The organism is Tsukamurella hominis (assembly GCF_965137015.1).
Taxonomy (GTDB): Bacteria; Actinomycetota; Actinomycetes; order Mycobacteriales; family Mycobacteriaceae; genus Tsukamurella; species Tsukamurella hominis.
In genome coordinates this window covers 206,169-228,306 of record NZ_CBCRZG010000005.1, presented here as the reverse complement: position 1 = coordinate 228,306, position 22,138 = coordinate 206,169, and the positions used below count along the sequence as shown (strand labels likewise).

At 72.3% G+C, this 22,138-nt stretch carries 24 protein-coding genes; 12 read left to right on the top strand and 12 right to left on the bottom strand.

What is annotated here, in order from left to right; genetic code table 11:
• Positions 1-13 precede the first annotated feature (13 nt).
• The 3 genes from ACM9LD_RS09560 to ACM9LD_RS09550 form a co-directional block, all read right to left on the bottom strand.
• Positions 14-442, bottom strand: a complete 429-nt coding sequence (locus tag ACM9LD_RS09560) for a DUF6069 family protein (protein WP_415676425.1) — start codon at positions 440-442, stop codon at positions 14-16.
• 68 nt (positions 443-510) lie between these two features.
• Positions 511-1,149, bottom strand: a complete 639-nt coding sequence (locus tag ACM9LD_RS09555; RefSeq protein WP_415676424.1) for a response regulator — start codon at positions 1,147-1,149, stop codon at positions 511-513.
• Positions 1,146-2,264: a sensor histidine kinase gene (locus ACM9LD_RS09550; protein WP_415676423.1), complete on the bottom strand. Its 1,119-nt coding sequence runs from the start codon at positions 2,262-2,264 to the stop codon at positions 1,146-1,148. Before ACM9LD_RS09550 ends, ACM9LD_RS09555 begins: the two co-directional genes overlap by 4 nt.
• A gap of 108 nt (positions 2,265-2,372) precedes the next feature.
• Between ACM9LD_RS09550 and ACM9LD_RS09545 the strand changes: the two genes are divergently transcribed.
• On the top strand, positions 2,373-2,930 hold the full coding sequence (locus ACM9LD_RS09545; protein WP_415676422.1) for a hypothetical protein: 558 nt from the start codon (positions 2,373-2,375) through the stop codon (positions 2,928-2,930).
• A gap of 103 nt (positions 2,931-3,033) precedes the next feature.
• A complete protein-coding gene (locus tag ACM9LD_RS09540; RefSeq protein ID WP_415676421.1) occupies positions 3,034-4,119 on the top strand; it encodes an epoxide hydrolase family protein in 1,086 nt (361 codons plus the stop codon).
• A gap of 50 nt (positions 4,120-4,169) precedes the next feature.
• On the opposite strand, the gene ACM9LD_RS09535 is transcribed toward ACM9LD_RS09540, so the two are convergent.
• Together ACM9LD_RS09535 and ppgK are read right to left on the bottom strand one after the other, a co-directional pair.
• Positions 4,170-5,621 (bottom strand): RNA polymerase sigma factor, encoded by a 1,452-nt coding sequence (locus ACM9LD_RS09535; RefSeq protein WP_415676420.1) that lies wholly within the window; start codon positions 5,619-5,621, stop codon positions 4,170-4,172.
• Between the two features lie 218 nt (positions 5,622-5,839).
• Entirely contained in the window at positions 5,840-6,583 is a 744-nt protein-coding gene (gene ppgK / locus ACM9LD_RS09530) for a polyphosphate--glucose phosphotransferase (protein WP_415676419.1), read from the bottom strand.
• A gap of 87 nt (positions 6,584-6,670) precedes the next feature.
• Between ppgK and ACM9LD_RS09525 the strand changes: the two genes are divergently transcribed.
• Complete coding sequence (locus tag ACM9LD_RS09525; RefSeq protein ID WP_415676418.1) at positions 6,671-7,543, top strand: inositol monophosphatase family protein; 873 nt, start codon at positions 6,671-6,673, stop codon at positions 7,541-7,543.
• A gap of 25 nt (positions 7,544-7,568) precedes the next feature.
• On the opposite strand, the gene cei is transcribed toward ACM9LD_RS09525, so the two are convergent.
• Entirely contained in the window at positions 7,569-8,294 is a 726-nt protein-coding gene (gene cei / locus ACM9LD_RS09520) for an envelope integrity protein Cei (protein ID WP_415676417.1), read from the bottom strand.
• A gap of 267 nt (positions 8,295-8,561) precedes the next feature.
• Here cei and ACM9LD_RS09515 point away from each other — a divergent pair, with 267 nt between their 5' ends.
• A complete protein-coding gene (locus ACM9LD_RS09515; protein ID WP_146432631.1) occupies positions 8,562-8,861 on the top strand; it encodes a DUF4193 domain-containing protein in 300 nt (99 codons plus the stop codon).
• 28 nt (positions 8,862-8,889) lie between these two features.
• Here the strand turns inward: ACM9LD_RS09515 and ACM9LD_RS09510 are convergent, their stop codons facing one another.
• Positions 8,890-9,381, bottom strand: coding sequence for a DUF3093 domain-containing protein (locus tag ACM9LD_RS09510; RefSeq protein WP_415676416.1), 492 nt, complete (start codon positions 9,379-9,381; stop codon positions 8,890-8,892).
• Positions 9,382-9,404: 23 nt separating this feature from the next.
• Between ACM9LD_RS09510 and dut the strand changes: the two genes are divergently transcribed.
• Positions 9,405-9,866, top strand: coding sequence for a dUTP diphosphatase (gene dut / locus ACM9LD_RS09505; protein ID WP_212553016.1), 462 nt, complete (start codon positions 9,405-9,407; stop codon positions 9,864-9,866).
• Positions 9,867-9,906: 40 nt separating this feature from the next.
• Complete coding sequence (locus ACM9LD_RS09500; RefSeq protein WP_415676415.1) at positions 9,907-10,728, top strand: DUF3710 domain-containing protein; 822 nt, start codon at positions 9,907-9,909, stop codon at positions 10,726-10,728.
• Here ACM9LD_RS09500 and ACM9LD_RS09495 read toward each other — a convergent pair.
• Complete coding sequence (locus ACM9LD_RS09495; protein WP_415676414.1) at positions 10,712-11,410, bottom strand: alpha/beta fold hydrolase; 699 nt, start codon at positions 11,408-11,410, stop codon at positions 10,712-10,714. The two genes, ACM9LD_RS09500 and ACM9LD_RS09495, sit on opposite strands and share 17 nt — an antisense overlap.
• An 87-nt stretch (positions 11,411-11,497) precedes the next feature.
• Here ACM9LD_RS09495 and ACM9LD_RS09490 point away from each other — a divergent pair, with 87 nt between their 5' ends.
• From ACM9LD_RS09490 to dxs, 3 genes are read left to right on the top strand one after another with little or no spacing between them, the layout of a single operon-like run.
• The gene (locus tag ACM9LD_RS09490) at positions 11,498-12,205 is read left to right on the top strand and encodes a DUF3159 domain-containing protein (protein WP_415676413.1); all 708 of its coding nucleotides are present in this window, start codon (positions 11,498-11,500) and stop codon (positions 12,203-12,205) included.
• Positions 12,202-13,410 (top strand): class I SAM-dependent RNA methyltransferase, encoded by a 1,209-nt coding sequence (locus ACM9LD_RS09485; RefSeq protein WP_415676412.1) that lies wholly within the window; start codon positions 12,202-12,204, stop codon positions 13,408-13,410. The genes ACM9LD_RS09490 and ACM9LD_RS09485 overlap by 4 nt, the downstream gene beginning before the upstream one ends.
• Positions 13,411-13,450: 40 nt before the next feature.
• Entirely contained in the window at positions 13,451-15,385 is a 1,935-nt protein-coding gene (gene dxs, locus ACM9LD_RS09480; protein ID WP_415676411.1) for a 1-deoxy-D-xylulose-5-phosphate synthase, read from the top strand.
• Positions 15,386-15,403: 18 nt separating this feature from the next.
• Here the strand turns inward: dxs and ACM9LD_RS09475 are convergent, their stop codons facing one another.
• Together ACM9LD_RS09475 and ACM9LD_RS09470 are read right to left on the bottom strand one after the other, a co-directional pair.
• Positions 15,404-16,624, bottom strand: a complete 1,221-nt coding sequence (locus ACM9LD_RS09475) for an HRDC domain-containing protein (protein ID WP_415676410.1) — start codon at positions 16,622-16,624, stop codon at positions 15,404-15,406.
• Between the two features lie 8 nt (positions 16,625-16,632).
• Positions 16,633-17,250 (bottom strand): DUF3000 domain-containing protein, encoded by a 618-nt coding sequence (locus ACM9LD_RS09470; protein WP_415676409.1) that lies wholly within the window; start codon positions 17,248-17,250, stop codon positions 16,633-16,635.
• A 95-nt stretch (positions 17,251-17,345) separates the two neighbouring features.
• Here ACM9LD_RS09470 and hemE point away from each other — a divergent pair, with 95 nt between their 5' ends.
• Genes hemE through hemQ form a run of 3 tightly spaced genes read left to right on the top strand, consistent with a single transcriptional unit; the run spans position 17,346 to position 20,413 of the window.
• Positions 17,346-18,416, top strand: coding sequence for a uroporphyrinogen decarboxylase (hemE, locus tag ACM9LD_RS09465; RefSeq protein ID WP_415676408.1), 1,071 nt, complete (start codon positions 17,346-17,348; stop codon positions 18,414-18,416).
• On the top strand, positions 18,413-19,678 hold the full coding sequence (locus ACM9LD_RS09460; RefSeq protein WP_415676407.1) for an FAD-dependent oxidoreductase: 1,266 nt from the start codon (positions 18,413-18,415) through the stop codon (positions 19,676-19,678). The genes hemE and ACM9LD_RS09460 overlap by 4 nt, the downstream gene beginning before the upstream one ends.
• A gap of 33 nt (positions 19,679-19,711) precedes the next feature.
• Entirely contained in the window at positions 19,712-20,413 is a 702-nt protein-coding gene (hemQ, locus tag ACM9LD_RS09455; protein WP_415676406.1) for a hydrogen peroxide-dependent heme synthase, read from the top strand.
• 18 nt (positions 20,414-20,431) lie between these two features.
• Here the strand turns inward: hemQ and msrB are convergent, their stop codons facing one another.
• Both msrB and ACM9LD_RS09445 read right to left on the bottom strand, forming a co-directional pair.
• Complete coding sequence (gene msrB / locus ACM9LD_RS09450; RefSeq protein ID WP_415676405.1) at positions 20,432-20,857, bottom strand: peptide-methionine (R)-S-oxide reductase MsrB; 426 nt, start codon at positions 20,855-20,857, stop codon at positions 20,432-20,434.
• A 9-nt stretch (positions 20,858-20,866) separates the two neighbouring features.
• Positions 20,867-22,126: a glycosyltransferase family 87 protein gene (locus ACM9LD_RS09445; protein ID WP_415676404.1), complete on the bottom strand. Its 1,260-nt coding sequence runs from the start codon at positions 22,124-22,126 to the stop codon at positions 20,867-20,869.
• Positions 22,127-22,138: the final 12 nt, after the last annotated feature.

The window sequence follows — 22,138 nt, the reverse complement described above, 5'->3', positions numbered from 1 at the left end:
TCCTCCGCGGTGATCAGCGCACGCGGCGGAACAGCGCCTCCAGGGCGATGACCAGCACCACGGCGATCACCACGTGCATCAGCGAGAGCATCACCGTGGACGGCCCGTCGAAGTCGGCGGCCAGGGTGCCCGCGATGGTGCCGAGCGACGCCGCGGCGCCGACCACGGCGGCGACCCGCAGGATCGGGGCCCACAGCTTCGAGAGCAGCACGGCCACGGTCATGCCGACGGCCAGCGGGACCACCGTCATGAGGACGACGCCGCCGGGTGCGACCGAGGCGCGGACCCCGGCCTCGTCGGTCACGGTGAAGTCGCCGCCCGCGACGAGGCCGATCAGCCACAGGGCGAGGTTCGTGAGTAGGGACAGGCCGACGGCGCCCAGCACGGCGGTCGTGCGGGTCAGGCGGAAGGCGGACGGGGCTGCGGTGTCGATGGCGGTCATGGTGTCTCCTCGGGTCGTTTTCCGGAACGAGTCCATCAAATAACCCGAAGCAATGTTGAGGTCAAGCCCTAGTTCAAACCGGATTGTGCGGCGACCACCGCGGCCTGCACCCGCGACTGCACGCCGAGCTTCATCAGCACCCGCGAGACGTGCGTCTTCACGGTGGCCTCGCCGATGTCGAGGCGCCGCGCGATCTGCTGGTTCGACAGGCCCTCACCGAGCCCGGCGAGGACGTCGCGCTCGCGGTCGGTGAGCGCGCTGAGGTCGACGGCCGCGGGCTCCGCTCCGGGCCGGGGGATCGCCGCGATCACCGCCCGGGTCACCTTCGGGTCGAGCACCGCGTCGCCGGCCGCGACGGCCAGGACGGCGCGGATCAGCTCGTCGCCGCCCGCCGACTTGAGCAGGAAGCCGCTCGCCCCGGCGCGCAGCGCGCCCAGGACGTACTCGTCGAGGTCGAAGGTCGTCAGCACGAGCACGGCGCTGTCGGTCTCGGCCACGACGGAGGCCGTCGCCGCGAGCCCGTCGACGCGCGGCATGCGGACGTCCATCACCACCACGTCGGGCCCCAGCGCCCGCGCCTGCCGCAGGGCGGCGGCACCGTCGGCGGCCTCGCCGATCACCCGCACCTCCCCGGTGGACTCGAGGAGCAGGCGCAGGCCCGCCCGGATCGCCGCGTGATCGTCCGCCAGGACGACGGTGGCCGTCACCGCGCCACCTCCATCGGGATCGTCGCCCGGACCACCCAGGCCCCGTCGTGCGGCCCCGCGGTCGCCGAGCCTCCGATGGACTCCGCGCGGAAGGCGATGTTGCGCAATCCGTCCCCGGATCCCTCCGACCAGCCCGCGCCAGGCAGGGGATTGGTCGCGGTCATGGTGAGGGCCTCCTGGTCGGTGTCGACGGCGACGTCGAGCTCGGCGCCGGGCGCGTGCTTGGTCGCGTTGGTGATGACCTCGCCGAGGATCCGCGTGAGGGTGGCCTCGACGGCAGTGGGCAGCGGACCGTCGGGCAGGCCGAGCCGGACGGTCACGCCCGCGGCCCCCGCGGTCTCGACGAGCGGCTCGAGCGATGCGAAGGTTGTGCGCACGGCCGCATCGTCGGGGGAGGTGAGCAGGTTGATCGTGGCCCGCATCTCCTCGAGCGCGGCGAGGCTTCCGGACCGGATCGACTGCAGCACCGCCGGATTCTCGGGCGTGCGCTGCGCGGCGTCGGCGAGGATCGCGACCGCGGAGAGATGCCCGGCGACGGTGTCGTGCAATTCCCGTGCGAGGCGGCGTCGCTCGTCCGCGAGCGCCGTGGCACGCCGGGACTCACCCTCCTCGCGTTCGAGTTCGGCGAGCCTGCGGTAGGCGAGGACCGCCCGGCCGTAGCCGATCGGGGACCAGAGCACCGCGATCAGCACGAGGATCGTGTAGATGCCGCCCTTCACCCCCGCGAGGGTGGCGGCGCCGATGCCGAGGGCCACGGTCAGGACCAGAACCGTCCACGACACCACATCGCGCAGCCGATCGGAGCCGGTGGCCACCGCCAGGTAGATGACGTCCGAGAAGGCGATCCACAACACCACCGACGGGCCGAACGGGAAGTCCCAGGCCGTGAGCGCCAGCATCAGTGCGAACGCGAGCGCGGGTCGGCGGCGCGCGAGGAGTTGGACGGCGAGCGCGCCGCAGAGCAGCCCGAACTTCACCTGCCAGGGGTAGAAGTCCTCGGCCTCGCCGCGCACCGACCAGCCGCCCGCCGCCCACAGCAGCGCCCCCACGAGGGTGATGCCGATCGCGGGGACCGCGGCGTACTCCGACGTCCACGACCGACCGAGCGACTTCATGCGCCCATTGCAGCACATCGCCGGGTCCGGCGGGTCCACCGAAAGGGGGAGCCCCGGGAGGCCGCCGGGGGGACGACGACGGGGTGCGGTCGCGGCAGAGTGGTCGGCATGGGAGAGCTGAACAGTCCGGTGCTGTGGACGATCGCGGCGTGCGAGGTGGGCTTCTGGGTCCTCGTGGTCGGTGGCCTCGTGTTGCGGTACATCCTGCGATGGCGACGCGCGGGAATGGTCGCGCTCGCCCTGGTTCCGTTGCTCGACGTGGTGTTGATCGCGGCCGTCGCGATCGACCTGTACCGCGGCGGCGAGGTGGGCTTCGCCCACCGGCTCGCCGGCATCTATCTCGGGTGCACCGTCATGTTCGGGCACCGCATGATCGCCTGGGCGGACGAACGCTTCGCGCACCGTTTCGCCGGCGGGCCGGCGCCGCGGAAGGTGCCCTCGCTCGGGCCCGAGCGGACGCGCAAGGAGTGGTCGGACTTCTACCGGTGGCTCGGTGCCGTCGCCATCGCGGGCGCCGTCTCGCTGGGGCTCGGGTACACCGTCGCGGATGACGCACAGCGCGAGGCGCTCATGGGCGTCTTCGGCACGCTCGGCGTGATCACCGTCATCTGGCTGGTCACCGGGCCGCTGTGGGTGACGGGGCGCGGCGAGACGGCGGAGCGCTGACCGCACCGGCGCGAACCCGCGCAGGCGCCTTTCAGGATGCGAAGCGGACGAATGCGGCGAATACTCCCAGGTGATTCGGATCACCCTCTTGATCGGAGATGCCATGACCGTGCCCGCCTTCACCATCGACGTCCCCGGCGGGGAGATCGCCCAGCTGCAGGAACGGTTGCGCGCGACCCGGTTCCCCGACGTCGCCCCCAACACCGACTTCGCCCGCGGTACCTCCGGCGAGTACCTCCGCGATCTCGTCGCGTACTGGGCCGACGGGTTCGACTGGCGCGGCGCCGAAGCGGGGCTCAACGCGATACCGCAGTTCCGGGCCGAGGTGGACGGTCGCCCGGTCCACTTCCTGCACCGGGTCGCCGACGACTCCCGCGGCGCGATCCTGCTCCTGCACGGGTGGCCGGACACGCCGTTCCGGTACCGGCGCGTGCTCGACGACCTCACCGCTCGCGGCTTCGACTGCGTCGTGCCCTCGCTGCCGGGCTTCGCGTTCACCGGTGGGTACGCGCTGCCGAGCGCCGCGACCGCGGACCTGTTCCAGCGCCTCATGACCGAGGTGCTGGGCTACGAGAAGTTCGTCGTGGCGGGCGGCGACGTCGGCACCGTCGTCGGCTCGCAGCTCGCGCGCCGGCACCCCGACCGGGTCGTCGGCCTGCACCTGACGAACGCGGAGTACCCGACGGGCGCGGAGACCGACCTCAACGACGAGGAGCGCGCCTACGCCGAGTTCATCCAGTACTGGTGGGCGACCCAGGGCGGCTACGCGGCGGTCCAGTCCACGAAGCCCCAGATCGTCGGCCCCGCCCTCAACGACAGCCCCGCCGGCCTCGCGGCCTGGATGATCGGACTGATCGACACGGGATCGCAGGACCACGACGTCGAGGGGGCCTTCGGCGGGCGCGACGAACTGCTCACCAACCTCAGCATCTACTGGTTCACGCAGACCGCGGCGACGGCCGCCGACAGCTACGCCGCGGACGGGTGGGGCGGCGAGGCCACGCGGATCACCGTGCCGACCGCGATGGCGATCTACCCGCGCGAGGCCCAGTCGCCCCGCAGCTGGTGCGAGCGGGCCGCGAACGTGGTCCAGTACACGACGATGCCGCGCGGCGGCCACTTCGCGGCCCTGGAGGTGCCGCAGGACTACGCCGGCGACCTCCTCGCGTTCGTCGAGGAGCTCGGCTAGGAACGACGAACGGCCCGGCGGGGAACCGCCGGGCCGTTCGGTCTCGTCGCCTAGTCCAGGTAGTCGCGCAGGACCTGCGAGCGCGACGGATGCCGCAGCTTGCTCATCGTCTTCGACTCGATCTGGCGGATGCGCTCGCGCGTCACGCCGTAGACCTGGCCGATCTCGTCCAGGGTGCGCGGCTGGCCGTCGGTGAGGCCGAACCGCAGGCGGACCACGCCGGCCTCGCGCTCGGACAGCGTGTCGAGGACCGACTGGAGCTGGTCCTGGAGCAGCGTGAAGGACACCGCGTCGACCGCGACGACGGCCTCCGAGTCCTCGATGAAGTCGCCGAGCTGGCTGTCGCCCTCGTCGCCGATGGTCTGGTCCAGCGAGATCGGCTCACGCGCGTACTGCTGGATCTCCAGCACCTTCTCCGGCGTGATGTCCATCTCCTTCGCCAGCTCCTCCGGGGTGGGCTCGCGGCCCAGATCCTGGAGCAGCTCGCGCTGGATGCGGCCGAGCTTGTTGATGACCTCCACCATGTGCACCGGGATGCGGATGGTGCGGGCCTGATCGGCCATGGCGCGGGTGATGGCCTGGCGGATCCACCAGGTGGCGTACGTGGAGAACTTGTAGCCCTTGGTGTAGTCGAACTTCTCCACCGCGCGGATCAGGCCGAGGTTGCCCTCCTGGATCAGGTCCAGGAACGCCATGCCGCGGCCGGTGTAGCGCTTGGCCAGCGAGACCACGAGGCGCAGGTTGGCCTCGAGGAGGTGGTTCTTGGCGCGGTTGCCGTCGCGGGCGATCCAGTTCATGTCGCGCCGGATGCCGATCGCGGGCTTCTCGCCGCGCTCGAGCCAGCGGTTGATCTGCTGCTCGGCGAACAGGCCGGCCTCGATCCGCTTGGCGAGCTCGACCTCCTCCTCGGCGTTGAGCAGCGCGACCTTGCCGATCTGCTTGAGGTAGGCGCGCACGGAGTCCGCCGAGGCGGTGAGCTCGGCGTCCTTGCGGGCCTGCCGCAGCGCCTCGGACTCCTCCTCGTCCCACACGAAGTCGCCGGAGGCCTTGTCCTGCTCGGACGGCTCCTCGTCCTCCGCGTCCGCCGGGGCGGGCTTGGTGACGGCGCTCTTGCCCTTCGTCTCCGGGGTGTCGTCCGCGGTGTCGTCCGCGTCGAGCGTGACGTCCTCGTCCGCGAGCTCCGTGGGATCGGGATCGCCGTCGAGCTCGGGATCGACCTCGTCCTCGGCGCCGCTCTCGGCACCGGCGGCAGAGGCGTCCTTCTTACCGGCGGCCTTCTTCGCCGTGCGCTTCGCCGGTCCGGCGGCCGCCTTCTTGGCCGGTGCCTTCTTGGCGGGGGCCTTCTTCGCCGCCGCCTTCTTGGCCGGCGCCTTCTTGGCGGGGGCCTTCTTCGCGGGTGCCTTCTTGGCGGTGGTCTTCTTGGCGGGGGTCTCCGCCGAGGTGGCCGAACCGTCCACGCCGTCTGCCGACGGTGCGCTGGAGCTGGTCTGCGTCGCTGCCACGTACGCCCTTTCCTACTGTGCCTGCGTGCGCCGGAACCGCTTCCCGGGCGCGACAACAGCACCGGTTCCGAGCCGTGCGCGGCGTCGGTGGTGGCTGAGGCGTCCGGAGGCGAGGGAGTCCGGCGTCTGTTCCGGCGTTTCGACGCCGGCACCCCATTGTAACGATTCGGTCGCTCCGCCCGCATTCACCTGCGGTCAAAGCGCCCGAACCGGACGGCTCAGTCGCGTTGCGATGCCATCGCCGCGCCCACGATGCCCGCGGTGTTCAGCAGCTTCGCGGGAATCACCGGTGTCTTCACCTCGAGCAGCGGCACCCACTTGTCGGCCTTGCGGCTCACGCCGCCGCCCACGATGATCAGGTCCGGCCACAGCAGCTTCTCGTACTCGCGGAAGACGCGGCTGACCTGACCGGCCCACTTCTCGTAACTCCACCCGCGGCGGTCCTTCACCGAGCTGGCCGCGCGGTGTTCGGCCTCCTTGCCCTCCACCTCGATGTGCCCGAACTCGGTGTTGGGCACCAGGGTCCCGCGATAGATGAGCGCCGAACCGATGCCCGTGCCCAGCGTCAGGAGCAGGATCACCCCGTCGAAGTCGCGGCCCGCTCCGTACCGGTCCTCGGCGAGGCCGGCCGCGTCCGCGTCGTTGAGCACCGTCACGGGGCGGTTCAGCGTGGAGGTGAAGAGCTCGCTCGCGTCGGTCCCGATCCAGCCCGCATCGATGTTCGCCGCACTGCGGACCGTGCCCTTCGTCACCACCGCCGGGACGGTGATCCCGACGGGGCCCTCCCAGTCGAAGTGCCCGATCACTTCGCGGACCGCCCCCGCGCACGCACCCGGCGTGGACGGTTGCGGCGTGGGCACCTTGTACCGCTCGCCGATCAGTTCGCCCGTGTCCATGTCGACGACGCCGCCCTTGATCCCGCTGCCGCCGATGTCGACACCGAACCCCAGATTCTCCGCCATTCCCGCTCCGCATTCCTCGACGTGCCGGACAGTGATCCTCCGCCCGGGTGCCCTCGGCGCTGTCAAAGTACCGCGGATTGTGGTTCTGTGGAGGACGTGCAACTTAACCGATGGGAGTTGTCCGAGATCGCCGTCACCGTCGTCGCGGAGGCCGCGCAGCGCGTCGCGGCGCGCCGGGCGGAGGTCTTCGGCGCCAATGCATTCGACGGTGCCGACGGGACGCGTCCGGAGGGTGTGACCACGAAGTCGACGCCGACCGACCCGGTCACCGTGGTCGACACCGAGACCGAGCGCTTCGTCCGGGAGCGGCTCGCCGAGCTCCGGCCGGACGACACCGTCCTCGGCGAGGAGTTCGGCGGTGACCAGGGGGAGCGCGGCGCGGTCCGGTGGGTGGTCGACCCCATCGACGGCACCGTCAACTTCCTCTACGGCGTGCCCGCCTACGCGGTCTCCCTCGGCGCCCAGGTCGACGGCGTGTCCGTGGCCGGGGCCGTCGCCGACGTGGTGCACGGCACCGTCTACGCCGCCGCCCTCGGTGAGGGGGCGCGCGAGATCGCGCCCGACGGCACCGTCCGCGAGCTCCGCGCGAACCCCATCACCGATCCCGCCCTGGCCCTGGTCGCGACCGGCTTCGGGTACGCCCGCGAGCGCCGCGAGAAGCAGGGCCGCGTCCTCGCGCAGCTGCTACCGGCCGTCCGCGACGTCCGGCGCATCGGCTCCGCCGCCCTCGACCTGTGCATGGTGGCGGCCGGCCGCGCCGACGCGCACTTCGAACACGGCCTGAGCCCGTGGGACTGGGCCGCCGGCGCCCTGATCGCGCAGGAGGCCGGAGCGGTCGTCATCGTGCCCGCCCCGGACTCCACGAGCGACGACGGTGCACTGACCCTCGCTGCGGCGCCGGGGATCGCCGACGACCTGATCGCGCTACTGCGGGCGGCGGGAGGGCTCGAGGCGCTCTAGGCCGGCGTCGCCCGTTCCGGGCTGCTCAGCGGTTGCAGGACTGACTGTGGACCGCCGAGACCAGGGCGGGGTTCGCCCCGCCGTCCGCCGCGCCGGACGGGGCCGCGCGCAGGATGCGCAGGATCTCCTGCGCATCGGTGCTGGGCTCGAGATCGGTGAAGAAGGTCCCCAGGACGAGATCGACCGAGTTGTCGCGACGCCCGTCGTTGACCAGTTCGGCGCACGGAGCGATGATCCAGGCCGCCGCGGCCGCCGCCGTCCCCGAGTCGCCGAACCGGAGCTGCGCCTGGCAGGCCATCTCCGGGTACACCGGATCGTTGCCGTACGCGCCCGTGGTGGGCGCGCCGAAGCCGTAGTCGGCGAGCTTGTTCAACGTCGTTTCCGCGCGGCCCGCTTGGCCCGAGGCGTTCAGCACGCGCACGGTCGACGCGGCGAGCGGTGCGGGCCGGACGGAGACCAGGTCGTCGGGGGAGACGACCTCGAACTTCCCCGGCGCGGGCGCCGGCGCGGTGGCACCCGCGCGCGCCGCGGCACCGGTCGTCGCGGTCGCCGACGCCGACGGCGCGGGCGGCGGCGGGCAGGACACGGGCGCGGCGGTCTCCTCCTGCGAGGACATGGCGCGGGCCCAGGTCGCGATGGCGACCACGGCGAGGACGGCGATCACGATGAGGATCGGGAGCGTGTTGCGCCGCCGGAACGGTTCACCGTTCCGGTCGAATCGCCGGCCCGTGCCGGTGAGCTGGGAAACCACGGCCCCGACTGTACGGGAGCGCGCAGCCACGGCAGGGGAGGCGGCGCGGGAGTCGTCGCGGGAAACTCGTCGGGAGCCGCGGGAATCATCTGGCCCCATCGCGCGTTGGAGGGGCAACGAGCGGTGGTATCGGCAACCGTCCCGGAAAGTCCGTGACAACCGATTTCGAGTGCGCTACACTCTGGCCGCTCGCGCGGGACACAACGCGCCCGGCGGTCTCGGAAACCCCGAGGCCGGGGGCACGAGCAAGGATGGGGATGACACGGCATGGCAACTGATTACGACGCTCCACGGCGCTCCGAGGCGGACGAGATCTCGGAGGATTCGCTGGAGGAGCTGAAGGCCCGTCGCAACGAGGGCCAGTCCGGCACGGTGGACGTGGACGAGGGCGAGACCGCCGAGTCCTTCGAGCTCCCCGGTGCCGACCTGTCGGGCGAGGAGCTCAGCGTCCGGGTGGTGCCGAAGCAGGCTGACGAGTTCACCTGTACCAGCTGCTTCCTGGTGTACCACCGCAGCCGGCTCGCCGATCCCGACGGCAGCGAGCTGATCTGCATCGACTGCGCCTGACGGCGATCTCTCCGCGGCGGCCCGCTCGTTATCCGAGCGTGGTCGCGGCGGGGATCAGCGCGAGCATCTTCTCCGGGCGCCGGGTGGAGACCATCCAGTACGGCGTCGGGTCATCGGGATCGTCGAGGACCACAACGATCATCGTCTTGATCCATCCCTTGTGGTACACGAACGCCGCGGGATCGAGCTGGCGGCCCAGCGCCGCGCTCTTCGCCTCCGCCGGCACGGCCGCGGCGCGGGAGATCAGCTCCAGCGGCAGGTGGGCGTTGCCCGCCCAAAGCTCACCGTCGCGCACGCCCACGCTGCCGCGGCCCATGGACCAGAGCAGGACCGCGATCACGGCGACGATCAGCACGAACGCGCCGATCATCCAGTCGCCCCAGCTGGCGGCGAGAGTCACCTCGAAGCAGAGCAGACCCGCCACGACCGCTCCCGCGAGCCACCAGTACCACGGCACCGTCAGCCTCTCGGTGTAGCCGTTCTCCGGCTTCGAGGTCTTCACTGTTCGATCGTCCGACACGGCTTCAGCGTAGTCTGCATCCCATGGTGAGCCAGATACCCCTACTGCGGCTCGACGAGGGCCTCCCACTCCCCAAGCGCGCACACCCCGGCGACGCGGGCGTGGACCTGTACTCGACGACCGACGTGCGGATCGAACCGGGCGCCCGCACGCTCGTCGCCACGGGCGTGGCGATCGCGCTGCCCCACGGCACCGTCGGACTGATCCACCCCCGGTCCGGCCTCGCCGCGAAACATGGTCTCACCGTGGTCAATACGCCCGGCACCATCGACGCCGGCTACCGCGGCGAGATCAAGGTGTGCCTGCTCAACACCGACCGCGAGACGGCCGTCGACATCAAGCGCGGCGACCGCATCGCCCAGTTGCTCGTGCAGCGCGTCGAACTGCCCGACTTCAAGGAGGTCTCGTTCCTCGACGAGACGGTCCGCGGCGCCGGCGGCTACGGCTCGTCGGGCGGGCACGCCAGCCTCGAGTCCTCCCACTGACCTCCCCCCCGAACCCTCGAAGAACCAAGGAGCACCGTTCATGGCCCTCGGCCGCCGCAAGTCCAAGCAGCGCAGCACCGCGAGCGTCGACCCGTACGCCACGATCGGGCAGCCCGAGCACCACACGGTGCCGGTCCCCGCGGACGACGACGAGGTGCAGGAGCTCGGCACCGGCGCCGGCCCCTACGACCTCAACTCCCTGGAGAGCACCGAGGGCCTCGACGACGGCCGCCTCGACCTCGGCTCGATCATCCTGGCCATGCCGGCGGAGTCGCAGCTGCAGGTCGAGATGAGCCCGGAGGGCGTCCCCGTCGGCGTGCACCTCGATACCCCGGTCGGCCGCATCACCCCGGGCGTCTTCGCGGCGCCCAAGTCGGGCGGGCAGTGGCGCGAGGTCGTCACCGAGCTGGCGGATTCGCTCCGCGAGAACGGCGCCCAGGTCACGATCGAGGACGGCCACTGGGGCCGCGAGGTCGTCGGCACCCAGCCCGACGGCGTGCTCCGCTTCATCGGCGTCGACGGCCCGCGGTGGATGGTGCGGATCGTCGTCGCCGCGCCGCTCGAGAACGCCGATCAGGCCGCGCAGCTCGCGCGCGCCATGCTCGCCGAGACGGTGGTGCGCCGCGGTACCGATCCGCGCCCCGCCCGCGACCACCTGGAGATCGAGCTCCCCGCCGAGCTTGTGCAGCAGCTGCAGGAGGCCATGGCCGCGCAGCAGGCGCAGCAGGAGCAGGCCGCCGCGGCCATCGCGGCGCAGGTGGCGCAGCGCGCCGCCGCCGAGGGCCCCGCCGCCCTGCGGCAGAGCAATCAGGACCGGCTCACCCAGGGGTCCGCGCTGACCCGGCTCAACAACCAGCAGTAAGGCCGTCGAGCCCCGCCCGGCCCAGGACGGCAGGGTCGGGGCCGAGGTCCGCGAGATCGACCACGACGCCGGTGGCGTCCGGGATCGCCGACGCCCAGGCGCGCGCCGTGGCGACGGGGTGGATCAGGTCGCCCTCGGCGCCGACCACGACGGTGCGCGCGCCCAGCCCGCCGAGCGCGGACTCCGTCGGAGCGGCGAACCCCGCCGCCTCCCGCAGGGCGGGTGCGAGGAAATCGCCGTGCGCGGCCCACGAGCGGCTCAGCTCCCGCGCCAGCCACGGCGGGCTGCCCGCCCGCATCCGGGCGATCGCCTCGGCCGAGCCCACCTCGTCGACGGTGTCCGCCGTGACCCGCGCCGACATCGCCGCGGGGACCTCCGGCCCGGCCGCGCCGCACCACGGCGGCAGGGTGAGCACCAGCGTTACCTCCGCGTCCGGGTGTTCCAGCGCCCAGTCCGCGGCGACCGCCGACCCCAGCGAGACGCCGCAGACCAGCACCGGACCATCGGCGGCGGCCGCGTCCAGCGCCGCGCGGTAGCCGGCCACCACCGACGGCGGCGTCGCGTCGACCGCCACGGTGTGCGCGCACAGCGCGGTGAGCGGCGCGAACGCACGGAGGACGAAATCGGCGTCCGAGCCCGAGCCCGGCAACAGGACGGCGGTGGTGTGCGCGGGGAACTGCATGCGCCGAGCATGCCAGGGGCCGTCCCGGCCGCGATGGCGGCATCGGACGCCGGATCGCGGCCCGGCCCGGCCACGTACTGTGTTCCTGTGACGGATGGTGCTGAGCAGGAGCCGGCGACGGCGGAGCAGGAGGCCCCCGAGCCCTCGATCAAGGATCAGGTGCTCGAGCAGATGGGCGGCTGGCAGGGGATGGTGTACTCCACCCTGCCCGTCGTCGTCTTCGTCCCGGTGAACGCCGTGTGGGGCCTGTGGCCCGCGGCCGGCGCCGCCCTCGGCGCCGCCCTGCTGATCCTGGTGGTCCGATTGGCCACCCGGACGAGTGTGCAGCCCGCGATCTCCGGATTCATCGGAGTCGCTGCCTGCGTCGCCATCGCGCTGATACTGGGCGGACGCTGGTACTTCCTGTACGGCATCGTCAGCCAGGCCGCGTTCGCGCTGGCGTTCGCCGTCTCGATCGTGATCGGGCGACCGCTGGTCGGTGTGCTGTGGCACTTCTTCCGTGGAGGCGAGGGGCCGACGTCCGACTGGCGGAACATTCCCGTCGAGAAGCGCATGTTCACTTGGCTGACCGTCCTGTGGATGCTCCTGTTCCTGGCGCGCTTCATCGTGAAGGGGGCGCTCTTCCTCAAGGACGACGTGAACTGGTTGGGTGTCGCGACGATCGTGATGGGCTGGCCGATGTTCGCCGCAGTGCTGCTGCTCACCTTCCTCGGCGTCCGGCGCGTCGAGGCGACCACGAACGCCGCCGCGCCCGCGACCACCGCGGACGGCGGCACTCGGGCGGACGAGGCATGAGCGCGCTCAGCATCGGGGACGAGCTGGAACTGACGTGCGGGGCACCGGGGCACGGCGGGTTCGTCATCGCCCGGCACGAGGGCTGCGCCGTGTTCGTGCGCGGAGCGCTCCCGGGGGAGACCGTGCGCGCCCGGGTCACCGAGGTCAAGAAGTCCTACGCCCGCGCGAGCACCGTCGAGGTCCTCGTGGCCTCGCCGTACCGCGTGCCCGAGGCGTGCGCCGCGGCCGCCGCCGGCGCCGGGTGCTGCGACCTGACGTTCGCCGACCCCTCCTACCAGCGTGAGCTCAAGGCCGGCGTCCTGCACGACCTCCTCGTGCGGTTCGGAGGATTCGATCCCGACGCCTTCGAGCCCGCCGTCGAGCCGATGCCCGGCGCCCCGGTCGCCGGCTGGCGGCACCGCGCCCGCCTCGTTGCCGACGGCGCCGGTGCGCTCGGACAGCACGCGCATCGCAGCGACGCCGTGGTCGTCGCGCCGTGCGCGCAGCTGCCCGACGTGCTGACCGACCTCGCGGCGGGACTGCGCGCCGAGCCCGGCACCGAGGTCGCGCTCGTGCTCGACGACGCCGGTGCCGCGCACGCGGCGGTGCCCGCTCGCCGCGGCCGGGCGGCGCAGATCCTCGCCGGCGATGCGCTCGCCGAGTACCGCGTGGGCGGACGGTCCTGGAGGATCCCCGTCGGCGGCTTCTGGCAGGCGCATCGCGACGCGGCGCCCCGATACGCGCAGCGGGTCGCGGCGTACACCGGAAGGTACGGGGGAGAGCCCGGCCGGGCCTGGGACCTGTACGGCGGCGCGGGTGTCCTCGCCGGTGCGCTGGTCGACGAGGGCTTCGCGGTCGATGTGGTCGAGACCTCCGGCGGAGCGATCGCGGCGGGCAAGCAGTCCTTCGCGGACGAGCCCGTCGCCTTCCACCGCGGGGACGTGGCCTCCCGCCTCAAGGGGCTCCCGGCGCCGTCGGTCGTGGTGCTCGATCCGCCGCGCGCGGGCGCCGGCGCGGCCGTCATGGCGGCGATCGCGGCGGCCGGGCCGCGCGCGATCGTGCACGTCGGTTGCGATCCGGCGGCGTTCGCACGCGACCTCGGCGTCGCCTGCGAGAACGGTTACCGCGTCGCTGAGCTGGACGCATGCGACGCCTTCCCCGGGACGCACCACCTCGAGGCGTTCGCGGTGCTGGTGCCCGGACGCGAAGACCGTCGCGGCCGGTAAAGTGGCAAAGGCACCTCTCACGGGAGTAGACACGAGGGATATGAACCTGCTGCGCACCATCGAGTCCCCACGCGACCTGCGTCGGCTGGATCAGGATCAGCTCACCGAGCTGGCCGCGGAGATCCGTGACTTCCTCGTGGAGAAGGTCTCGGCGACAGGTGGGCACCTCGGCCCGAACCTGGGCGTCGTCGAGCTGACGATGGCGATCCACCGCGTCTTCGACTCACCGACCGACCCGGTGCTCTTCGACACGGGCCATCAGGCCTACGTGCACAAGATCCTCACCGGCCGACGCGACGGCTTCGACACCCTGCGCCAGGCCGGCGGCCTGTCCGGGTACCCGTGCCGTGCCGAGTCCGAGCACGACTGGGTCGAGTCCTCGCACGCGTCGGCGGCGTTGAGCTACGCCGACGGCCTGGCGAAGGCCTTCGCCCTCAAGGGTGAGCAGCGCACCGTCGTCGCCGTCGTCGGCGACGGCGCCCTCACCGGCGGCATGTGCTGGGAGGCGCTCAACAACATCGCGGCGTCGGACCGCCCCGTCGTCATCGTGGTCAACGACAACGGCCGCTCCTACGCGCCCACGATCGGTGGCCTCGCGACGCACCTGTCGGGCCTGCGCACGCAGCCGGAGTACGAGCGACTGCTCGGCGAGGCGCGGGCGCGACTGCGGAAGATGCCGGTGGTCGGCGAGCCCGCGTACTCCTTCCTGCACGGCATGAAGGCCGGCATCAAGGACATGGTGAGCCCGCAGGCGCTGTTCGCGGACCTCGGCCTCAAGTACGTCGGCCCCATCGACGGGCACGACGAGCTGGCGCTCGAGGCGGCCCTGCGCCGCGCCAAGGACTTCGGCGGCCCCGTCGTGGTGCACGCGCTCACCCGCAAGGGCAACGGCTACGAGCACGCCGAGAATCACGAGGCCGACCAGATGCACGGCATCGGCGTGATCGACCCCGCCACGGGCCTTCCGGTCGGGGGTGCCGGCGGCGCCCGCGACTGGACCTCGGTGTTCGCGGAGGAGCTGGTCGCGCACGGCGAGCGGCGCGACGACCTGGTCGCCATCACGGGCGCGATGGCCGAGCCGACGGGCGTGGCCGACTTCGGGCGCAAGTTCCCCGACCGCATGTACGACGTGGGCATCGCCGAGCAGCACGCCCTGACCTCCGCCGCCGGCCTCGCGCTGGGCGGCATGCACCCCGTCGTGGCCCTGTACGCCACCTTCCTCAACCGCGCCTTCGACCAGTTGCTCATGGACGTCGCGCTTCTCGGCCAGGGCGTCACCGTCGTCCTGGACCGCTCCGGCGTCACCGGTCCGGACGGCGCGAGCCACCACGGCATGTGGGACCTTTCGCTCGCCGCGATCGTCCCGGGCCTGCGCGCTGCGGTGCCGCGCGACGCGGCCCGCCTCCGCGAGGAGTTCGCCGAGGCCCTCGCCGTCGACGACGCGCCGACCCTGATCCGCTACGGCAAGGGCGCGGTGCCCGCGGACCTGGAGGCGGTGCGCCGCCTGCCCGACGGTGTCGACGTGCTCGTCGAGGACGGGCCCGGCGCCGCGGACGTGCTGATCGTGGCGGTCGGGGCGTTCGCGCACGTCGCGGTCGACGTGGCCGCGCGGCTGCGCGGCCAGGGCATCTCGGCGACCGTCGTGGATCCGCGCTGGGTACTGCCGGTGCCGGCGTCGATCGTCGACCTGGCGCGCACCCACCAGCTGGTCGTCACGCTCGAGGACAACGGCGTGGCGGGTGGCATCGGTGCCTCCGTGACCGCCGCACTGCAGCGCGCCGAGGTCGACGTGCCGACGCGCGTCCTCGGGATCGAGCAGGCCTTCCTCGATCACGCCTCCCGCGGCGAGATCCTCACCGACCTGGGGCTCACCCCGTCGGAGATCGCGTTCCGGATCACCGGCTGGGCCACCGCGTGCGCCCACGTCGCCGTCCCCGTGGAGAAGTCGCCGGCCACGCCCGAACAGGTCCGCTGAGCGGGACCCGGATCGGTCTCAGGCGGAGGCGAGCGCGGCGGCGACGGCGGTGACCGTCAGACGTCGCTGCCAGTCCCGGGCGCCCGAGGCGGCGAGGGCGTCGTCGACGGCGTCGGCGCCGCGGGCCGTGCCGTCCCAGCACAACTGACGGACGGCGTCGGTCGGGAGCAGGTTCTCCACCGGCACCGCCACCTCGTCCGAGATCTCGGCCAGCGCCGCGCGCACCGCGGCGAGGCGCTCGGCGGCCTCGGGGTTCGACTTGGCCCAGCGATTGTTCGCGGGCACCCCGTTGCGCGGGCCGTGCAGCGGGGGGAGCGCGGCGTCGGAGAGGGCGTTGGCCCGGTGGATCGCCCCGAGCCAGCGCTTCGCCGACCGTCGCATCCGGGGGCCGCCGAACACGGGCAGCGCGGTGAGCTCGGCCTCGGTGGTGGGGTTCTTCGCGGCGGCGTTGACGATCGCGGCGTCCGGGAGGGTGCGCCCCGGCGCGACGTTGCGCTGCTCGGCCATCTCGTCGCGGGCCATCCAGAGTTCCCGCGCGCGGGCCAGCTGGCGCCGGTTGCGCAGGGTGCTCAGGCCGGAGAGACGGCGCCACGGATCGGGTTTGGGCGCTGGGTCCGGGCGGGTGCGCTCGTACTCGAACTCCTCGAGCGCCCACTCCAGCTTCCCGGCGTCCTCCAGCCGCTCGTAGGCCTCGTCACGCAGGTCGACGAGCACCTCGACGTCCAGTGCCGCGTAGTTGAGCCAGTCGTGCGGCAGGGGCCGGGTGCTCCAGTCGGCGGCGCCGTGCCCCTTCGCCAGCGCGTAGCCGGTGTACTCGGAGGTCATCGCCGCGAGGTTCACCCGCGGCGCGCCCAGCAGGCGGCCGGCGAGCTCCGTGTCGAACAACTCGTCGCACTCGAAGCCGTCGTCCCGCAGGCACGGCAGGTCCTGGTCGGCGGCGTGCAGCACCCACTCGACGCCGCGCATCGCCTCGATCACCGGCGCCAGGCCCTCCGGCTCGTGGATCGGGTCCAGCAGGAACAGCCCGGATCCCGTCCGCTTGATCTGGATCAGGTACGCGCGGGAGGAGTACGTGAAGCCCGACGCCCGCTCGGTGTCGACGGCGATGGGGCCGGTGCCGCGGCGCAGCGCCGCCGCGCACGCCGCGAACTCCTCGACGGTGGTGAGTGGCTCCGGAACGCCCTCGGCGGGTTCGGTGAGCGGAATGCCGGGGACCGGTTCCGATGAGGCCTTGCCCACGGCGGTGCCTACGCCGAGCCGAGCCGGGTGATACCGGCCGGGGGGAGTCCGGCGGCTGTCTCGAGCACCGCGCAGAACGCCTCGACGTGCCCGGACAGGTCGTCGCCCAGCGGCGTCCACGACGCTCGCAACTCGAGCTGGTGGGCACGAGGGGGGCCGGCGATGTCGCCGTAGCGCACCGACGCGGTCGCTGTGACGGTGCCGCCCAGCGCGGTCACCTCCTGGCCCCGCTCGGCGAGCGCGTCGGTCAGCCAGCTCCAGGCCACCTCGGGGAGGAGCGGATCGGACGCCAGGGACTCGTCGACCTCGGACTGGACGTAGGCGACCAGCCTCATCAGGCCGTTCCACGCCTCGTGTCCGTGCGGATCGTGGAGCAGGATCAGGCGCCCGAAGGTCTCGCCGTCGGAGTGCTCGGGCACCACGTCAGATTCGGGGTCGCGCACCTCGGCGCCGAGCGCGTAGCTGTACGGAGCGAGTCGTTGCGGCGGCCGGATGCTGCCGATCTCGATCTCGGGGCGGACCGTCGCCGTGTGCAGGGACTCGACGGCGACGCGGAAGGACTCCGGCTCGGCGCCGCGCGTTCCCGCACCGCCTGCCGCTTCGTCACCCGTTCCTGGTTGGCTCACAAACCGTGACCGTAGCCGCTCGGAGGGCCCCGCAGGCGGAGGCGCGCCGCAGGCCTCGGCCTACGGGCGCGGAGGTCATGACATGATCGTTGACGATGAGTAACGAGGATCGATCGACGACGGCCGCGGCGACGGCGTACCCGCTGCTCGACGCGGCGGCGGGGCGCGCTCCGGAGCACCGCCCGGTGTGGTTCATGCGGCAGGCCGGGCGCTCGCTGCCCGAGTACCGGAAGGTGCGCGAGGGGATCGGCATGCTCCAGTCGTGCTTCCGCCCCGACCTGGTGTGCGAGATCACCCTGCAGCCGGTGCGCAGGCATCGCACCGACGCCGCGATCCTGTTCTCCGACATCGTGGTCCCGCTCAAGGCGGCCGGGATCGATCTCGACATCGTGAGCGGGATCGGGCCCGTCATCGAGCAGCCGGTCCGGGACGCCGCCGCCGTCGCGGCCATGTCGAAGCTCGACGCGGCCCAGGTGGAGCCGATCGCCGAGGCGGTGCGGTTGCTGCGCGGCGAGCTGCCCGCGGGCGTCGCGCTCATCGGCTTCTCGGGCGCTCCGTTCACGCTGGCCTCGTACCTCGTGGAGGGCGGTCCCAGCCGGAACCACGAGCGCACCAAGGCGCTGATGTACACGCAGCCCGACACCTGGCACGCGCTGCTCGATGCGCTGGCCGACATCGCGATCACCTTCCTGCGGGTGCAGGCCGACGCGGGCGCGCAGGCGTTCCAGCTCTTCGACTCCTGGGCCGGCGCGCTCTCCCTCGCCGACTACCGGCAGTACGTCCAGCCGCACTCCGCCCGGGTCTTCGCGGCGCTCCGCGAGAGCGCTCCGGACCTGCCCGCCTTCCACTTCGGCGTGGGCACGGGCGAACTGCTCGGCGCCATGGGCGAGGCCGGCGCCGACGTCGTGGGCGTCGACTGGCGCGTCCCGCTCGACGTGGCCGCGGGTCGCGTCGGCAGGAAGGCGCTGCAGGGGAACCTGGACCCGGCCACCCTGATGGCCGACCGCGACACCGTCGACGCGCACGTCCGGCGGGTCGTCGCGGATGCCGACGCCGCACTCGCCGCGGGCGCCACGGGGCATGTCTTCAACCTCGGTCACGGGGTGCTGCCGTCGACCGATCCGGACGCGCTCACCCGCGTCGTCGACCTGGTGCACGCGCTATGAGCAACGTCGCCGTCGTCGGGGCGGGTATCTCAGGACTGGTCGCCGCGCTGCGGCTGCAGCAGGCGGGCGCGCGCGTCACCGTGTTCGAATCGGGCAACCGCGTGGGCGGCAAGCTCCGGTCGGAGACCATCGGCGGCGAGCGCCTCGACGTGGGCGCCGAGGCCTTCGTGCGCCGCCGCCCCGAGGTGATCGACCTCGCGACCGAGCTCGGTCTCGCCGACCAGCTCGTCGAGCCCGCCGGTCGCCGCCCCGCCCTGTTCGCCGACGGTGCGCTCCGCGGCGGCTTCGGCCGCACGGTGATGGGCATCCCGGGCGACGCCGACGAGGTGCGGATCCCGTTGCGCTGGAATCCCGGCGCCGACGCGTCGATCGGCGCACTGGTCCGCTCCCGGCTCGGCGACGAGGTTGTGGAGCGCAGCGTCGACCCGATGGTGGCGGGCGTCTTCGCCGCGCACGCCGACGACGTCTCCGTGCGGGCCGCGCTGCCCGCGCTCGCCGCCCGCCTGGATGCGGGGGCGGCGTCGCTCGGCGAGGCCGTGCGCGACGTGCTGGGCGAACCCGACGACAGCCCCGTCTTCGGCGCCTTCCGCGGCGGGTACCAGCAGCTGCTCGATGCGCTCGCCGAGCGGCTCGGCGACCGGATCATGCTCGGCGCACCCGTGCCCGAGGTGCGGCCCGGGTGGAGCCTGCGCGGCTCGATGTTCGACGCCGTCGTGCTCGCGGTGCCCGCGCCGCAGGTGGGTCGCCTCGTCGGGCTGAGCCTGCCCGAGCTCGGCACCGCCGTCGGCACGATCCCGGCGGCCAGCTCCGCCCTGGTGACGATGCGTTTGCCGGAGGACGTCGAGCTGCCCGACCTTTCGGGCGTGCTCGTCGCGAGCCGCGAGCAGGTCAGCGCCAAGGCGCTGACGCTCTCCGGCCGCAAGTGGGAGCACCTGCCCGGCGGCACGGTGCGCCTGTCGTTCGGGCGCCTCGGCGTCAGCAGGATCGTCGACGACGTCGACGCGGGCCTGGTGGCCGCCGCGCGGGACGACCTCGCGAACGTGCTGGGGATCACGACCGAGCCGACCGTCACGCACGTGCAGCGCTGGTACGAGGGCATCCCCGTCTACCTGCCGGGCCACCGCGACACCCTCGCGGCGATCGAGGCGGCCACGCCGAAGGGCCTGGCCCTCGCGGGGCCCTACTTCGACGGTGTCGGGGTGCCCGCGTGCATCGCCCGCGCGGAGGCGGCGGCGCAGCGGGTGCTGGCCGACCTGTCCTGAGCCGGTCCCGCGCGCGGGACTACGATCGAGGCCATGGCCAAACTGGATTACGCGGAGCTCAATTCGACCGTCCGATACCTCATGTTCTCGGTGTTCTCGATCTCGCCGGGGGAGCTGGGCGACGACGAGCAGCGGGCCGCGGCGGCCACGGAGGCCGAGGCCTTCCTGGCGAAGATCCAGGAGGGCGACCTGGTGGTGCGCGGCGTCTACAACGTCGCCGGTATGCGCGCCGACGCCGACTTCATGATCTGGTGGCACGCCGAGAAGCTCGAGGACCTACAGGCCGCGTACAACGACTTCCGGCGCAGCACCGCGCTGGGCCGCGCGAGCGACCCGGTGTGGTCGAGCACCGCGCTGCATCGTCCCGCGGAGTTCAACAAGAGCCACATCCCCGCGTTCCTCGCGGGGGAGGACCCCGGCGCGTACATCTGCGTGTACCCGTTCGTGCGCAGCCTCGAGTGGTACCTGCTGCCCGACGACGAGCGCCGCAAGATGCTCGCCGACCACGGCCGCGCCGCGCGCGGCTACCCGGACGTGCGCGCGAACACCGTGCCCGCGTTCGCCCTCGGCGACTACGAGTGGCTGCTCGCCTTCGAGGCCCCCGAGATGCACCGCATCGTCGACCTCATGCGCGACCTGCGCGCCACCGATGCGCGCCGGCACACCCGCGAGGAGACGCCGTTCTTCTCCGGTCCGCGCACGGACGTCCGCGCGCTCGTCACCGTCCTACCGTGACGGCGGGCCGGGCGGGGTTCAGGCCTCGTCCGGCTCCAGGCGCATGGAGATGCTGTTGATGCAGTAGCGGAGGTCGGTGGGGGTGTCGTAGCCCTCGCCCTCGAAGACGTGGCCGAGGTGGCTGCCGCAATTGGCGCACAGCACCTCGACGCGACGCATGCCGAGCGAGGTATCCACCCGCTCGATGATCTTGTCGCCCGCCAGCGGCGAGAAGAACGACGGCCAGCCGCAGTGCGACTCGAACTTCGCGTCCGACCGGAACAGCTCCTCGCCGCAGGCGCGGCAGCGGTAGACGCCCGACGTCTTCGTGTCGGTGTACTCGCCGGTGAACGGCGCCTCGGTGCCCGCCTGCCGCAGGACGCGGAACTCGGGCGCCGTGAGGCGCTGCCGCCACTCCGAATCGCTCAGCTGCAGTTTGGGCTTGGGGGCACTGGCCTCACTCATACCTCCACGCTAACCGCGCGCGGCGGATGGTGCCAGCTCGTGCTTGCCGGGCTCCTCCTCGGGCGGGATCGGCCGGTCGATGCCCTCCTCGAGCCGGTTCTCGGCTTTCGCGTCGAGATACCGGAACAACAGCACGCAGAACGGCACGACGATGAGCAGCGACCAGCCGAGGGTGCACTTGAGGTACGCCAGCGATCGCCCGAACGCCGGCCACTTGCCGGACAGCCAGTTGTCGTAACTGAGGAAGCCGTACACCGCGACCCAGGACACCCAGTTTCCCATCACCGAGCTGCGGTAGACCACCGTCATCAGCATCGGGAACAGCAGCATCGAGTAGTAGCCCTGACCCAGCGAGCCGACGAGCCACGACATCGTCAGCAGAGTGCCGGTGGAGGTCGCCAGCCACAGCAGCTCGTTGCTCGTGCGGTAGTACTTCCAGAGCAGCCACAGCGTGACCGCGGCCATCACGACCACGGCCGCGCGGAGGAAGTAGTCCAGCCACGGGGGCAGCCCGAAGTACTGCGCGTTCCCGGCGATCGAGCTGTTGTAATAGTCGCGCGCACCGCTGAGGTACGGCAGCGTCTTGTGGAAGAACTCCGTGCGGTCCGCGGAGAGCGCCATGCCCGCGCCCATCAGGACGATGGGGATGCCGATCGCCGTGATCAGTGTCTTCCACTGTCGGTTGACGACGATCAGGACGAGCATGACCGCGAGCAGCGGCTTCACCGCGAAGGACAGCCCGAGCGGGACGCCCGCCCAGAGGTCCTTCCGCTTGAGCAGCAGCGCCATCGCGGCCACCTCGGCGAGCAGGACGAAGCAGTTGAAGTTCGTGTAGACCAGCGTGCTGGTCACGGCCTCGGTCGTCACCGCGAAGAACAGCACCACCGGCGCGACCACGGAGTTCAGGCCGTAGCCGAACATCCGCAGCAGGATGTACAGCGCGAGCAGCAGCGCGACGGCGCTCAGCCCGACGAAGATGTAGCGCGCGGTCTCCGGATCGAAGTACCCGAACGGCGCCATGAGCAGCGTGCCCGACGGCGGGTACAGGTAGTGCGGATCCACCGTGTCGTAGTTCTCGGTGTACACCGCCTCGTGGCGCAGGAAGCGCACCGCGGCCGCGTAGACGGTGGTGAAGTCGTCGGTCTTGTTCCCGTTCGGGACCAGGACGATCAGCCGCTGCAGCAGCGTGAGCAGGGCGAGCGGCCACAGGATGGCCTTGACCACGAGACCGGGATCGGACTTCATCCGCGCGAGGGCTACTGACGACACGGCTAAACCGTA